General features: G+C 54.3%; 9 protein-coding genes. 8 read left to right on the top strand and 1 reads right to left on the bottom strand.

Annotated features, from left to right (window positions below):
• Positions 1-45 precede the first annotated feature (45 nt).
• The 4 genes from H9S92_RS16810 to H9S92_RS16795 all read left to right on the top strand — a co-directional run bounded on the left by H9S92_RS16810 (position 46) and on the right by H9S92_RS16795 (position 2,527).
• Positions 46-744 (top strand): hypothetical protein, encoded by a 699-nt coding sequence (locus H9S92_RS16810; protein WP_187467852.1) that lies wholly within the window; start codon positions 46-48, stop codon positions 742-744.
• Between the two features lie 108 nt (positions 745-852).
• Complete coding sequence (locus H9S92_RS16805; RefSeq protein WP_187467851.1) at positions 853-1,161, top strand: hypothetical protein; 309 nt, start codon at positions 853-855, stop codon at positions 1,159-1,161.
• Positions 1,158-1,460, top strand: a complete 303-nt coding sequence (locus H9S92_RS16800; RefSeq protein ID WP_187467850.1) for a type II toxin-antitoxin system RelE/ParE family toxin — start codon at positions 1,158-1,160, stop codon at positions 1,458-1,460. Before H9S92_RS16805 ends, H9S92_RS16800 begins: the two co-directional genes overlap by 4 nt.
• Positions 1,461-1,744: 284 nt before the next feature.
• Entirely contained in the window at positions 1,745-2,527 is a 783-nt protein-coding gene (locus H9S92_RS16795; RefSeq protein WP_187467849.1) for a hypothetical protein, read from the top strand.
• A 434-nt stretch (positions 2,528-2,961) separates the two neighbouring features.
• On the opposite strand, the gene H9S92_RS16790 is transcribed toward H9S92_RS16795, so the two are convergent.
• Positions 2,962-3,975, bottom strand: coding sequence for a hypothetical protein (locus H9S92_RS16790; protein WP_187467848.1), 1,014 nt, complete (start codon positions 3,973-3,975; stop codon positions 2,962-2,964).
• Between the two features lie 490 nt (positions 3,976-4,465).
• Here H9S92_RS16790 and H9S92_RS16785 point away from each other — a divergent pair, with 490 nt between their 5' ends.
• From H9S92_RS16785 to H9S92_RS16770, 4 genes are all read left to right on the top strand, one after another.
• Positions 4,466-6,163: a hypothetical protein gene (locus H9S92_RS16785; RefSeq protein WP_222936142.1), complete on the top strand. Its 1,698-nt coding sequence runs from the start codon at positions 4,466-4,468 to the stop codon at positions 6,161-6,163.
• Between the two features lie 615 nt (positions 6,164-6,778).
• Positions 6,779-11,671 (top strand): PKD domain-containing protein, encoded by a 4,893-nt coding sequence (locus H9S92_RS16780; RefSeq protein WP_187467846.1) that lies wholly within the window; start codon positions 6,779-6,781, stop codon positions 11,669-11,671.
• 293 nt (positions 11,672-11,964) lie between these two features.
• The gene (locus H9S92_RS16775; RefSeq protein ID WP_187467845.1) at positions 11,965-12,564 is read left to right on the top strand and encodes a hypothetical protein; all 600 of its coding nucleotides are present in this window, start codon (positions 11,965-11,967) and stop codon (positions 12,562-12,564) included.
• Between the two features lie 3 nt (positions 12,565-12,567).
• Positions 12,568-14,175 carry a tyrosinase family protein gene (locus tag H9S92_RS16770; RefSeq protein ID WP_187467844.1) on the top strand — a complete coding sequence of 536 codons (1,608 nt, stop codon included), beginning with the start codon at positions 12,568-12,570 and terminating at the stop codon, positions 14,173-14,175.
• Positions 14,176-14,200 lie beyond the last annotated feature (25 nt).

Raw genomic sequence — 14,200 nt, 5'->3', positions numbered from 1 at the left:
TTGGCCTGGTGGGCATAAATTTACTAGAAATAAACCCTAGTAAAAATGCAAAGCCTGACTGCCATATCATTCTTCCAAAACAACCCGCTAGCGCTATTGGTGCTGGCGGGTTGTTTGTTTTTCTGTCCCAGCTGTCTTCAGAAAGAAACTTCTCGGGGCGTGCTCATTGACCCGCAGACTGCGGCATGGATCGATGGATTTGCCGCGTTTGCTGAAGGGGATACCATTCCATTTTCGAATGGTGGTGTGGTGACGGTGGGTGGTGTGGTGACGGTGAAGAACAAGTTTACGAACCATCCGTTGGGTCCACGGGTGGATTGCCGGATTAGCGGGGTGGTAAGGCAGTGCGAATATAAAGTACTGACGCTTCAGCTGGACTCGCCCTTTGACGAGAATAATTACCACCTGACCTTTTATCTTTTCCCCTCGAGGCTTACGCTCAACTACAGCTCGACTTCCTTACTTGAGCCAGAGGTGTTTAGGCTGGATGTTTTGGAGCGACAGTTGGAGGTCCCTCAGCCCACCGCTTTTTCAGCAAACCTTAGCCAGCGGTTTACGTACCGCAATACGCAAACTAACGCAATAATTGTATCTACAATAAATGCAAATAATATTGCTCTTAATGATCTTAGTGGGAACGACTTGGCTGCTTCGCGGCCGCCCGCGGATTTTATTTTGCTGGAGCGCTTTGGCCTTGTGGAATGGGTGGATTACGGGGGGAATGTTTTTTTGTTAGGGGAATGAGGGGATGTTTTCACTCGTCTTATGACTTTGTCTCAAGCAATGATAAAACCAAAGCCACTGGCACAACCGTTATCTTTAGGCAGCTATCTTTCCCTCAATCTTCCTATTATGACCGCTACCGAACTCCGTGCGAATCTTTTACAGCAGATCCAGCAAGCCGATGAGAAGCTTTTGCGAGTAATCAGTTCCGTCCTGGAAGCAGTCAAGGTGGAGTACGCCAATGAGCTCACCGAACCCGTTACCGAGGAGGATTTGCTCCACTTGCGTACGCCTGAAATGAGCGCGGATGAATATGAAGCTGCGTTGAAGCCGATGTCCCGCGAAGCGTTGCTTGCCCGAGCGGAGGCCTCTAATGCAGATATTGTGGCCGGACGAATTTACTCGGTTGATCAGATGGATAAAATGTTTGGTCTATGAAGTTGTTCTTTACCAGCAACGCCATCCGCAGGCTTACCCAGATTGAAGATTACGAAAGATCCAAGGGCAACGACAAGAAGGCGAGACAAACGGTCAAGGGTATTCGGGATACGGCAAAGAAATTGGAGAAGTATCCTGAAATAGGTCCGGTAGAAGAACAGCTTGGTGATTTGGGGCAAGGTCACCGCTCCATACTCTTTGGCACCTTGTACAAGATCATTTACCTGCTGGCTCAACCGCTGATTATAGTGACGGACATCTTTGACGTTCGACAGGACCCAGGTAATATGAAACCTTAGCGCGCATGGGCTAGATTAAATAATTACAAACTCCAGATTTACATATATAAAATAAATGCTAATACGTGGTGGAACAATAGCTTTTTCTCCAGCGGGATAGGAATAGGGAGTCAGGGTGCGCAACTTTGCCGCCATCAGACTGGGTGATACCAATGAGTCTTGTGCGAACTTCTTTACAGACAATTAAAGGGTCGGTAAATTTCGCAGCAGTTCTCGTCTGACAACTCTTGATAAAAACGCGCAAAATTTAAAAAATCCGTGTTTAGACATACATAAACTATAGTATGAACAAGTATAGCAAAACCCCTTTACTTTCCTTAATTTTTACGCTTAGTACATTGCTCGGAGTAGCCCTCCTACCAGCGCAAAGTATGCGGATACTGGATGTGGTGGTTCAGGAAGACGCTACTTTCGTTGAGGTGCCCATTTTGATTAGTGCGCCAGACTCTGCTGCCGCGATTCAGTTCAGCGTACTTTGGCCACCCGAAAAACTTCGTTTGGATTCACTGAAAGTGAGTGCGGTACTGCAAAACGGTAACTTTACCGTTCTATCCAATCGCTTAGGGGATAATGAGATCAGGGTCATAGTCGTACCCGTAATTGCGACGGGGCTCCGGGATTTTCTGGTGTTCGAGGAAGACTCCGCAGCCTTCAGACTTTCCTTTGAGTTGCTCCGCGATTTTAAAGAATCGGCAGAAGTCCACTTTAATCCTGATTTTCCCACTGCGTTCAGTGACAATTTAGCAAATCATATTCCTGCTACGGTACAGAATGGGACCATTTCCTATTCAGGTAACCCGACCAGCAACCAGCGCATCGATGCATTGGCCGAGCGGATCCAGGTATCTCCGAATCCGGTGCAAAACCAATTGCGGATAACGGGTTTTCCTGCTGGCGATCGCTTTCGGTCGGTTCACCTTCTGGACAACCTGGGGCGGAGGTGTTGGTCAGGCCAACTCACAGATGCGCCCCTGCCTATCCCGGAGAGCCTGGGGAACGGTCTATACTGGTTGGTGCTCGACTTGAAAGGAGGGATTTGTACGAAGCGGGTGGTGGTATTGCGGTGAGTAAGGATGGGAGGAGGATTTGGGTGTGGACGGGTTCATCCTGGATTAGGTTGACCGTCTCTCCCCGGCTGGTGAATGGCCGACGTTATTTTTTCGGCCTCGAGGGGCTTGGTAGCGATGTCAACTGCTCGGGCTATTGATTGGCAAAATTTCTTGATAGTGCCTGAACGGATAGAGTTACGTTTCGTAGTTAAAATGTCAGGTCAAACCTGACCTTGTAGCTACGGAACGTAATTTTCGTATCAAAGAAGGGGGCAGACCAATCAACCATTTGGTAGTACTCACCAAAGGGGGCAAGGGGAAAACCCTATCCGCCTGCCGCAGTGCTGGTAGCATCACCCCCAAAAAAAGCCCCTCCACCAAAACGGTGGAGGGGCTCAGCTTTCGCTTATTTCTCCCGAAGGGGCGGGGCTAAACCCGTGCCTGGGGTGCTCTTAATCCCGGTTCAGGTACAGGGAAGAGATGCCTGCGAAGGGGATGGTTTCGATGGGGGCCGTATTGCCCGTGGCGCTGCTTTGGAAGATGAGCAACTCACCGCCGCCACGCAGGCGCTCCGCTACGAAGATGCGGTCATCGTCGGGGTCGTAGTCTACATCCACGGGGTTACCGAGTCGGGTATTGGCGCCGCCGATGCGGACGTAATCGGCTGCGGCGAAAACATCATTCGAGCGGGTGCTGAAATTAGAGATGATGAAAATCGCTCCGTCGCTGTCGCTGTCCGCAGCGCCAACGTCGGTCAAGACCATCAGGTCGTCCTGTTCGTTGTAGGCAATGCCGTGAGTACGCACCAGGCCGTCTACGCGGATGTAGCGGTCGGGCGTGGCCGTCTGCCCGTCTGGTGTGTCGAACAGGTTGTTGAAGACGGCGATCGAATCGGAATTGTCAACCACGGCGTAAACCGTACCGTCTACGAACTCGAGGCCCCACAGGTTAAAGTCCGTTGGGATGGTTTTTGCCAGCGTAAATCCGCTGTTTTCGGAGAAGCCGTAGATCACGATGGCATTGGTGTTATTGTTTTCCGCGCTGGCATCCTGGGCCACTACGAACTGGCTGTTTCCGATGGCAACGAGTCCGCGGCCGTTGGTGAAATCAGAGGTGGAGGTGTTGACTACGTCGACGCCATTGGGGTCGTCGAGGTCATCGAGTACGTCCTTATAGTTCACCAGGGTGCTGTTGGAACGGATGACCTGAAAGACCATTTCATCGCTGTCGTCGTAGTAAATGCCGTCGGCATCCATCCCGGCGGAGGCGAAGGTTTCCACTTCCAGGGGGTTGTCGTTTACGTCCAGTACCCCCACCAGGCCGGTGGTGTTGGAGGACATGAAGAGCGTCCCGTCGTCCGTCAGGTCGATGCCGAGAACGTCATCGTCGTCGTCGCACGAAGTAAAGGAAAGGGCAGTAAGGGTCAGTAGCAGCAAGAGCAACTTGCTGAAAGAAGGGTAAGTCATGTTAGTTGGTTTTTTTGGGTTAAAAAGGGGGAGAAAAGTTTACTAAAAAAGAAGCAGGCAGGGCTCTAAAGCCCTTTTGCTAGTACGGCTTACCCATTATCGATGTTCGTCGGTTTAGCGTTTTAACGTTTATGGGGTTGCGCGCGGTTGGGGCAGGTTTCCTTCCTTGCGCCAGGTGTTTTGGGGGTAGGGAGGGGTGGTTTTGGGGCTAGTGGGCGTGTTTTTAGGGCGCTGCCGCAGGTGCAGGGGGAGGGAGGTGCAGGCTATGCGAACAGTAGTGCAAGATTTACTCTAAATCTTGCTGAAACAACGCCCTACAGAAGGAAAACAGGAGTGCGAGTTGAGTGTCATTTTTGCGCAACTTTTGCCCTATGATTTGGCTACCTTCCCTCCAATAGGCGTCAAAAGTGTAAAGCGGAACTAATAGTATCTCACCAACTGTTATGCTTATGGGCTGAACTTAGTTTGAGCAGCCCTAGAGCCTTGCGTGATGCTCCTAGTGCCATTTTCTTACAGCCAGTTATTTCCAGGTAAGGAAACACCTGCAATTGATGAGCTCCTCCAGCATATTCCATCTCGAATAGTATTGGTCGTACTCTCTTACATCAATCACCATTTATATCTGAGGACTAGTGAAGATAAAATCTTTGACTTCTTAGCTCGAAACTGGTCTGACAAAGTAAAAAATGGAATACTAGCCGCTGCAACAGTTGCAGCTCGCAAGGCTGGTCATCAGCCAACCTTCTTTTCCCCGTGGTTAGTCATGGAATTTATTAAGCAGGAATTACTGAACTGGAGGGAGTTTGAGTATCAACATCCCGATACTACCCCCGATGATGAACTGAAAATTTTCATTGCCTACTTGGTCTCTGTTGACAGAACAATTTTTGAAAACCAGGATAAGCTAACTGGAAGCAAAGCGAACCCAATCACTCACTTCTTCGAATTCACCTGGCCTTCTCTAGTCCAGCAATATGAGTTTACCACTGAACTCAACCCAATTTTCCAGGCACTAAAAACCAATGCTTTTCTTGAGGAAATGCTGAAGCTGCCTGAATTCAGTACATCCGTAAGGGAGTATCTTGCCGACTACGGTTTCGATACCCCTTGGACTTTCGTTTCTGGTTACATAGATATCATCAAAGCAGCTATTCATAAGGAAAACAGGGTTGAACTTCCTTTACTGAACATTCCCATCGATCATCCCTATCGCCAAATCATCGAGCGCAGAGTCATTGATCCAGAGGAGTACGCCGCCAACAAACGGGACCAGATACGCTACGCTGGCATACGAAAACAGCCACTTTTCCATTTTGAAGACAACGCCTTTCTGGTCTCCAACTGGAATTTCTTGTATTCCCAGCTGGGTATTGGCGTAACCTTTGATCTTTTCTACAGGTCCAAGACTCTAAGGAAGGCTTACGGCGACATTCCAACTTTTCGCTCCTTTATCGGGAAACATGTATCAGAAGAGATCATCTTCCAGAGCCTTCTAAAATTCGCTTACAGCAAAAATAAGTATGACGTACTTCATTTGGGCGAGAAAGATGAATATCCCGATGGATACCTTAGGCAAGGAAATTCCATCTTCATCTTCGAATACAAGGATGTGCTCTTTGCCGATGCAATTACCGAAGCTGCTACATTTGCGGATATCACTGCTACAGTCCGGGAAAAATTCTTGAAAAACGCCGAAGGCAAACCCAAAGGAGTCCAGCAGATCGCTAATCATATTGAGTACCTATCGAAGGCCGAATTCGGATTCGACCACTTCACTCAAAAGCACCGGCGACAGTCTGTAGATATCTACCCGGTGATTGTGTATTCTCATGATCAGTTTTCCATGCCTGGAGTGAACCACTGGTTAAACGAACAAGCCGCCTCTCTCCTTCAAGGTTTCCCCTTCAGAAGCGTAAAACCCGTGACGCTGATTTCAGAAAGTTACTTGTTTAACTTCCTGAAAATGTTTCGTGAACATCGACTTAAGGACATACTTAACGACTACTACAAAACGCTCCAAAGCATAAATAGAAAATTTGAGCGAACTGGTAAGTTCACTTATTTAGTCAACAGGTATGGTTCTATAGAAGACATTCGATCTTCTTTCGAAAAAGGAAATTCATTCAAAGATTTAAAACGAAGCGAAACCATGGAGATCCTTGATGCTTTTAAAGTGCCGTATTTGTGACACAAAAGCCAGACACTTCTAACTCTTCGCCAGTGTACTATCATCCTAGCAGAACATCCCATTTCATTAACCTACATGATTCGACTTAGATAGTGTGCAGGGTATCTTCCACCCTCTTTGCCCCAAAACAACAGATTTATCCACCTACAGAAAACTCGCCCCAATTCTGCATTATGACGCCTGGTCGTCAAATCGATTGCGCAAAATTTTGGCCATCAGTTCAGCTTGAGAAACCTTCGAGATGAGGCGCTCCATTGGTCAAAGCGTGCCGCTTTCCAAAGCATTTTTTGTTTAAACTTATTTTCAACCGAAACGGAAATGAACGCTGTTCGATTGACCATGCGAAACTGGAAGGCCAGACTACTTCGCTACGCTATTTAACGGACTAATCATGTTGTGTGTGGACATACTTTGCTAGGTCTCTGCCTCGAAAGCTCTTAGGAAGTAATTAACTCATTCCTTCAGCAAACACAGCGCCCGTCCCCCAAAACACCCTATCTTCGTAACCAAGGCAAGGAGCACCACCACCAAGGGCGAGAGGTAAACACGGCAGGCTGCTCTTCCACTGGCAAACAGGCCACCCCAAAAAACTACCCACCCGCATCTACACCTACCATGAAACCAAGTACCTCCCTGTGCCGCATGGCGTTTCTGGCTTGCCTGGGCCTGCTCTTTAGTGGCGCCCTCCTCGCCCAAGACCCCAACCTCTCCTTTTCCATTGTCAACGGGGATTTTACCCGCTGCGCCCAAGACAGCCTGGTGCGGATCAATATCGTCCCGGACCCCGCCCGGACTTTTTCCACCGTCCGGCTCTTTTGGGACGGCGACAACGTTCCGCCCGTCGTCATCACCAACCCGGCGCAACTCACCCGAAGTTTTACCTACTCCTTTCCCGAGCTTTTTGACGAATGCGATTACAGCGACGCCTGCATCAGCCGGCAAGTCTACGGCTCCTGCTTCCTCATCGAAGTAGTGGCACAGTACACCGACGGCACTTCCGAAAACGTTTCGCGGCGGATCGGCTTCCAGAAGCCCCCGGAACCAGCCTTCACCCTGCCCATGGTGTCGTGTACGGGCACGATGCTCGACCTGCTCAACCTGACCTGCCCCGGCAACGATACCAGCATGACCTACCTCTGGACGTTGCCCGACGGCTCGACCAGCCGCGACTTCGAGATCAGTTATGCCTTCGATGAGGTCGGCCCCCAGACCTTCACCCTCTCGGCCACCAACCTCTGTGGCACGCGGGCGGTGTCGCGGACGATAGATATTGTCGAGGCGCCATCCGTCGTCGGCACCCCGGATTCCAACGTCATCGTGGGGCCCGACAACGACTTCCGCGTCTGCCTGGCGGGGGAAAGCTGCATTCGCCTCAACGGCAGTGCATCCACGGGGATTGACAGCTGGCGCTGGACGGTAAACAACGGCAGCGGTGTCACCATCGAAGACCCGGATGCCTTGATCACCCGCGTTTGCTTTACGACGCCGGGAGAGCGGACCTTTACCCTCACTGGCCGTAACAGCAGTTGCAACGAAACCCAGACCCATCCCTGTCCCATTACCGTAGTTCGCGGCGAAACCCTCACACTGAATCCCCAGCCCGACGCCTGTCCTTCCCTGGCCTACACCCCCACCCCGGGCGTCGACCCCAACGCGACTTACTTTATTGATGGCGCGGTGGTCACTACCTTTCCCTTTACCATGTCCGCCCGCGCAACGCCCTACGTCATCCGGGCGGAAAAGACCACGGAATGCGGTTTCCTGGTCGTTACCGACACCCTTTTCGTGGACGCCGCTATTCAACCCACGCTGGTGATGCCCAACAACGGGGCGGCTTTTTGTCCGGATACCGGCTTGGTCGCCATCCAGGTCTCCGACGCTGGTGGGCGTTGGACACCAGCGGTGGGTCTCGTCATCCGCAACGGCGAAGCATTTTTTGACCAATCAGCTGCTCCAGGGGATTACACTTTCACCTACACCCTGGGCCAGGGGGCTTGCGAGCGCAGCCTCACGGTCAATTTGCGCCTGGAAGACTCCGCCCTCCAACTGCCCCCCGACTTTTTCATTTGCGTGAGTTCCCCACCGGTCAGCCTAATGCCTATGCCCAACGACGGAACGCTGGGCGGAACCGGGGTGGATAACCTGGCCCGCACTTTTTCGCCCGCCGGGTTATCCCCCGGCACCTACGCTATCGCCTACCAGCGCGAAAACCTGGTAACGGGCTGTACGGAAGCGGGCAGCTGGAATGCAGAAGTGGTGGCGGAACCCACGCTGAATACGGGTGGCCCCATTTCCGTGTGTAATACCGACCAAACGATCGACCTGCTGGCCTCCGCCCCGGGCTTTTCTTTCAGTCCCGCCTTCGGCCAACTCTCTTTCGTTGGCCGGGGCATCGTCGACGGCGCGGCGGGGACTTATCGGCCCGCTAACCTGGCCGTTGGAGAAGTCGATACGGTGTTGATCAGCGTTGCAGACCCGCGCACCCCGGAGCTTTGCGCGACAACGGACACCCTGTTCGTGACCATCACGGAGATTGTCCAGCCCAACGCCGGAGCCGATACCATCATCTGCGGCGGCGGTGGGACTTACGCCTTGGGTGATCCGGGGGCAGGCCGTTGGTCGGGCCCCGGAGCAGCAACGGACGGCACCCTAAACCTATCCGCCGTTGCCCCGGGCACTTACCGCTACACCCTGACCCTGGGAGAAGGATTCTGCGCAAGTCAAGACGAGGTGACGGTCACCATCGCCCCGGGCAATGGGGTCACGGTGGCGGAACCCGTCGCCTTTCTGTGCGATACGGCGGCCATGCTCCTGCTTCCCAGCGTAAGCCCCGGCCTGGGGGGCGTTTGGACGGGCGACTTGCCCATCAACGCCACATCCATTAATGTCTCGGGTGCCACGCCGGGCACCTACAATTTCCAGTACACCGTTGCTGACTTGCCGGCGGGTTGCAACAGTGCGGACTTCCGCGTGGAACTACTTGCGCAGCCCAGCACTACGCTGTCGGGAGACGCGGTGGCGTGTAACGACGGCAGCTGCGTTACTTTCCTGGCTGGCGGTACCCCGGCGGACACGTACCGCTGGCGGACCAGCGATGGCCTGAACAGTTCGGGCGCTTCCATCTGTCATCAATTTCCGCAGGCCGGAGATTATACCGTGACGGTGGTAGGCGAACGGCGGCACCCCACCAACAACACCGTGCTTTGCAGTTCCGCCCCCGCCTCCACCTCCGTGCGGGTGTTGGATCCGCCGGAGCCGGCGACGATCAACATCGCTACGGATACCCTCTGCCCGGGCGAGGAATTGTTGCTGAGCTTCACGCCACCGCCGGCTGCGGCGCTGCAAAACCTGGAGTACGAGTGGCGGTACGGAGACACTGCTTTCGTCGCTACGGGTCCAACATTGGTCTCCTTTCCGTCTCCGCTGGAGGATACGACCTTCCTCATCTCCCTCAACACGCTCGGCACCTGCGGCCGCGCCCAAAGTAGCTTCGAGCTGGTGCTGCGGGCCAACCCCGTGGCCAATATCGGCGTCGTGTACCCCGAAAATTGCAGCGGGAGTGAGCTCATCCTGACCAATTTGGCCACCGGCACCCTCGATGCGGTGGCGTGGTCGAGCTCCGACGGACAGCAATTTACGTCCTTTCAGCCCCCCGTGCTCCGCCCCGTTACGGGCGACGTGGCCCGCACCATCACCTACACGTTGGAGGTGGGCAATGCGTGCCGGAACGACCGCAGCTCGGTGGACGTGACCGTGGAACCGACCAACATCCGTGCCCTTCCGGCGTTTACGGATACGACCGTTTGCGTTGGTCAGCCCTTCATCGTCAACAACATCTCCACGCCCGGTACGCGGGTGGAATACGTCTTTTCCGATGGCCGCCGCTTCGCCAGCGATTCCGTGGCCGTGGTTTTTGATGCACCGGGGCCCATTGCCTTTACCATTTACGCCTACGGCTGTGGGTACGACAGCAGCCGCTGGACGGGTCGGGTACTGCCCAGCCCCGCGCTGGCACTTACGGCACCTTCCTTCGTTTGCCCCTACGCACCTTTTGCCTACCATTTGCAATCGGACGCCGCCAGTACGCTGCTGTATTTTGGCGATGGAGACAGTACCCGCCAGAACCTCGGCAACCATTTTTACGCACCATCCGCAGCGCCGCTCCTCCTGCGTTACACCGCCACGAGCAGCGAAGGCTGCCGCGCCGAAGGAAGCCAGACTGTGCAGGTCCTGCCACAACCCACCGCGGCCATTGTGCCGCCGGATACCCTTTGTGCCAACCAGCCGCAAGTCTTTTTGAGCGCGGGAAGCGGGGGGCAAAGCTGCCGCTGGCTGTTTGGGGACGGGCAGGGCAGCGACGGCTGCGAAGTGGAGCACGCCTACGCGCAGGATGGGCTGTATTCCGTGCAACTGATTTACACCTCCAGCCAGGGGTGTGCGGATACGGCTTTTGCGCCGGCTTTCGTGCGGCCTACCCCCGATATCCGCCTCAACCTCACCTACGATTCGACGCGCTGTGGCCCAACGCAAGTCTTGTTTCAGTACGAGGGCAACCTCCAGCAAGCGAGCAGTTTCCTTCTGCTGCCGGGCGACGGGAGTGATCCGCTGACCAGCCTCAACCCCACTCACCGCTACGACACCAGCGGCCAGATAACGGCCCGGCTGTGGACCGGTTTCGACGGGCTTTGCTATGCGGATACGGAAGTTTCTTTCCATCTGCGGCAGTATCCGAGGGCGCGGACGCAGGTGCAAGACACGCGTTGTGAAGCGGGGGAAGTCGTGGCAGTCGCCATCCGCACGGAGAACCCGGAAGACCTCATCATGGGCTCGGGGCCGGAGGGCTATTTCTCCGCCGGGCGCAACCAGTTCAACCTCCGTACGCCGGGCAATTACCTCTTTGAAGTCGTCAGCCCCGACGGCTGTGATACCTTGATTGACTTTCGGCTGGACCCCGTGCGGCCGCTGGAGCTTTCCACCATCCCGAATACCAGCATACCCCTCGGCGATTCCATCCGCCTGCACAGCGAGGTGAACAGTTTGAATACGCTTTTTTCCTGGACGCCCGGTGCCAGTTTATCCGATTCGAGCGCCCTATCACCCTGGGCCCGACCGCTGCGGGGAACGCTCTACTTGCTGGAGGCATTGGATACCCTGACGGGCTGCAGCCGGCAAGACAGTGTCTTCATCGGGGTGCTGCAGGAAACGGATATTTTTGTCCCTACCGCCTTCAGCCCCAACGGCGATGGGACGAATGACGACTTGCGGATATTCCCGCGCGTCAGTGTGGCGCGCATTGACGCCATCCGCATTTATAGTCGCTGGGGCAATCTCGTCTTCGAGCAAACCCCAGACCAGGGCCCCATCACCATCAACACCCCGCTCTGGGATGGCCGCTTCAACGGCCGCCTCGTCAATCCCGCCGTCTTTGTCTACACCATTGAATACGAAAACGTGCGGGGGGAACGGAAGGTGCAGGCGGGGGAGGTGTTGGTGTTGGGAGAGGAGTAGGTTTTAGTTCATAGTTCATAGTTCATAGTTCATAGTTCATAGTTCATAGTTCATAGTTCATAGTTTAGTAGTGCTCAGGTGGGTCGGGTAGAGGGCGGGGTGGTGGATTCCGATTGGAAAGGGTATTGCTTTGATAAGCTTTGCTGCTGCGATGTCCTTCATCACCCATAAAGTGGTCTTTGTAACCTATGGGAGTAGGTGTTAGTACCTGAATTGAAAATTAGGTGTTTATACGCTTACGCGGCACGTGTGGATGCTCCGACCTTTGCTATAGGGCCAAAGGTCAAAAAATCGTGAAAAATGAACCAATAACATTGCCGGGGTGGGCTAGGTCAGCTTACCGGGTAATTCGTCCAAAGTGGAACAAAAAGTTGAGGGCTTTTCCCATGCCGGTGGAGGGTGAAGCATCGGGTTCCCCCCAGGAAACGCAGCCGGAAAAAAGCTGTTGTTGCGCGGTTCCACCGCCCGAGGCGAAGGAGGTGGCCAGGCAAGAGCTCGCTGCTAAGTCTGCCCGCTCATTTTCCTCCGTCCTGCTCAGTCTGCTGGTCGCTTTTTTCCCCAAGTGTCCCATTTGCTGGGCGGCGTACATGAGTATGTTTGGAGGCTTCGGCGTGTCCCGTCTGCCCTACCAGGGTTGGCTTTACCCGGTTTTGATCGGGTTTTTGTCTTTGCACCTCGTGCTGCTATTCCGGAACCGGCGAAAGAAAGGGCTTGGCCCCTTTGCGCTGAGCCTGGCTGGCGTACTCATCATTTTAATCAGTCGGGCGCTCGGTGCCGAGGCTAACTATCCTTTCCTCATCGGTATGCTCGGTATTCTTTCCGGGTCGCTTTGGAATTCCTTTTCCCTGGCTCCGCTCAGCATTCCGTCGCTACTCAAACCAAACAACGCATAAATTATGGCTACTCAATTACGGGTCCGGTACTCTATTCAGGAGTTACAGGACCGATACAACAACAACGACAAAGGACCATTGGAGAAAGTGATGCAGGCCTGGGCGGGCATCAAGGCGCTTCCTCCGGATGATCCCAATTCCTTCTTCGTCATTGGTGGTTACCACGGTGAACCCTTTGTGGGGGCGGGCTGGGGAAATGCCTCTTACTGGGGCGGTTTTTGCAACCACGGAAATGTCCTCTTTCCCACCTGGCACCGTGCTTACCTCGTCCGTTTGGAACAAGCCCTCCAGAGCATTCCCGGGTGCGAAGACGTCATGCAGCCCTACTGGGACGAAACCAGCCAGGACTCCATGGAAAACGGCATACCGTGGGCGCTGACGGATGAGTTTTTTCCACGGGACAGTACCACGCCCAACCCGCTGCGTTCCTTCGTTTTTCCCGCACCGATTACGGACAATGCCATTGGGGCAGGTTCCTACGATTACACCAAGCCGGCGGGTTACGAAACGGTCCGCTACCCACTGTCTGGCTTGGTCGGCAAAGGAGATATTGAGGCCACCAAAAAACACAACAGCCAGTACCCGGACTACCAAAAGAACGTCCAAATCCTCAACGATAACATTGTGGAGTGGCTGAATTCCCACATCATCGTAGATGGAAAGCCGGTTCCAACGCACGTGGGCAAAAAATACCAGGACTGCCTGCTGGCCCCCAATTACACCGTTTTTTCCAACACGACTTCTGCCTCGGAACACAACGCCTCGATAACCCTGGACCCCAGCAAGAAGGGCCAGCCGATCGTCGTTCCGCTGGAGAGTCCGCACAACAGCATTCACCTGGCGGTGGGGGGCTATGACTACCCCGGCGTTTACGATAAGTCACCCATCGACGGGGCCAACGGCGATATGGGGGAGAACAATACGGCGGGCCTCGACCCCATTTTCTTTTTCCACCACTGCAATGTGGACCGCGTGTTCTGGTTGTGGCAGAAGTTTAACGGCCACCGGGATCGCCTGGAGATTATCGACTTTTATCCGGGAACCAACTCGGTAGACAGCCAGGGACCTACGCCGGGGACTGCTCCTAACTCCTGGTTAACCATGTCTTCCCCGCTGGATCCATTCCGGATCGAGGAAAACGGGGTCAGCCGGCCCGTGACTTCCCTGGATATGGTCAACATTGAGGAACAGCTGGGTTATACCTACAGCGTAGGCTCGCTGGACGACGAAGCGGCTTTCCTCGCAGCTAAGGCGGCGGCCACAGAAACGGCGGGATTACCCGTGGTCCAGATCACGAACGTAAACCGGGCCATCGAAGGAGGTTCCTTCCTCGTGGCGGCCGAGGCCGTCATCGATGGCAAGCGCCAGGTTATTGGCCACGAAGCCGTGCTCAGTCGCTGGAACGTCCAAGGATGTGCCAACTGCCAGAACCATTTAGAAGTCAGGGCCCACTTTGCCTTGCCTCAAGCCGCGCTTCCCCAGGTGCTGCTGGCCCACAAGAAGGATGATGGGGTGGCTCCCCGGTCCTTTGACCATACGGTAACTACCCGGCTGATTACCCGCAATCGCAACGTCGGGCGGCTTCAGCAAACTGAAACAGTGGTCCACTAAATCATCCTCCATCGCCCTCCTGTCT

Source organism: Neolewinella lacunae, from assembly GCF_014349155.1.
Classification (GTDB): domain Bacteria; phylum Bacteroidota; class Bacteroidia; order Chitinophagales; family Saprospiraceae; genus Neolewinella; species Neolewinella lacunae.
This window is presented reverse-complemented; position numbering and strand designations above follow the sequence as displayed.

Excerpts from the sequence above, each read along its gene's own strand:
- H9S92_RS16810 (WP_187467852.1), top strand. The coding sequence starts at position 46 with ATGCAAAGCCTGACTGCCATATCATTCTTCCAAAACAACCCGCTAGCG.
- H9S92_RS16805 (WP_187467851.1), top strand. The coding sequence starts at position 853 with ATGACCGCTACCGAACTCCGTGCGAATCTTTTACAGCAGATCCAGCAA.
- H9S92_RS16800 (WP_187467850.1), top strand. The coding sequence starts at position 1,158 with ATGAAGTTGTTCTTTACCAGCAACGCCATCCGCAGGCTTACCCAGATT.
- H9S92_RS16795 (WP_187467849.1), top strand. The coding sequence starts at position 1,745 with ATGAACAAGTATAGCAAAACCCCTTTACTTTCCTTAATTTTTACGCTT.
- H9S92_RS16790 (WP_187467848.1), bottom strand. The coding sequence starts at position 3,975 with ATGACTTACCCTTCTTTCAGCAAGTTGCTCTTGCTGCTACTGACCCTT.
- H9S92_RS16785 (WP_222936142.1), top strand. The coding sequence starts at position 4,466 with ATGCTCCTAGTGCCATTTTCTTACAGCCAGTTATTTCCAGGTAAGGAA.
- H9S92_RS16780 (WP_187467846.1), top strand. The coding sequence starts at position 6,779 with ATGAAACCAAGTACCTCCCTGTGCCGCATGGCGTTTCTGGCTTGCCTG.
- H9S92_RS16770 (WP_187467844.1), top strand. The coding sequence starts at position 12,568 with ATGGCTACTCAATTACGGGTCCGGTACTCTATTCAGGAGTTACAGGAC.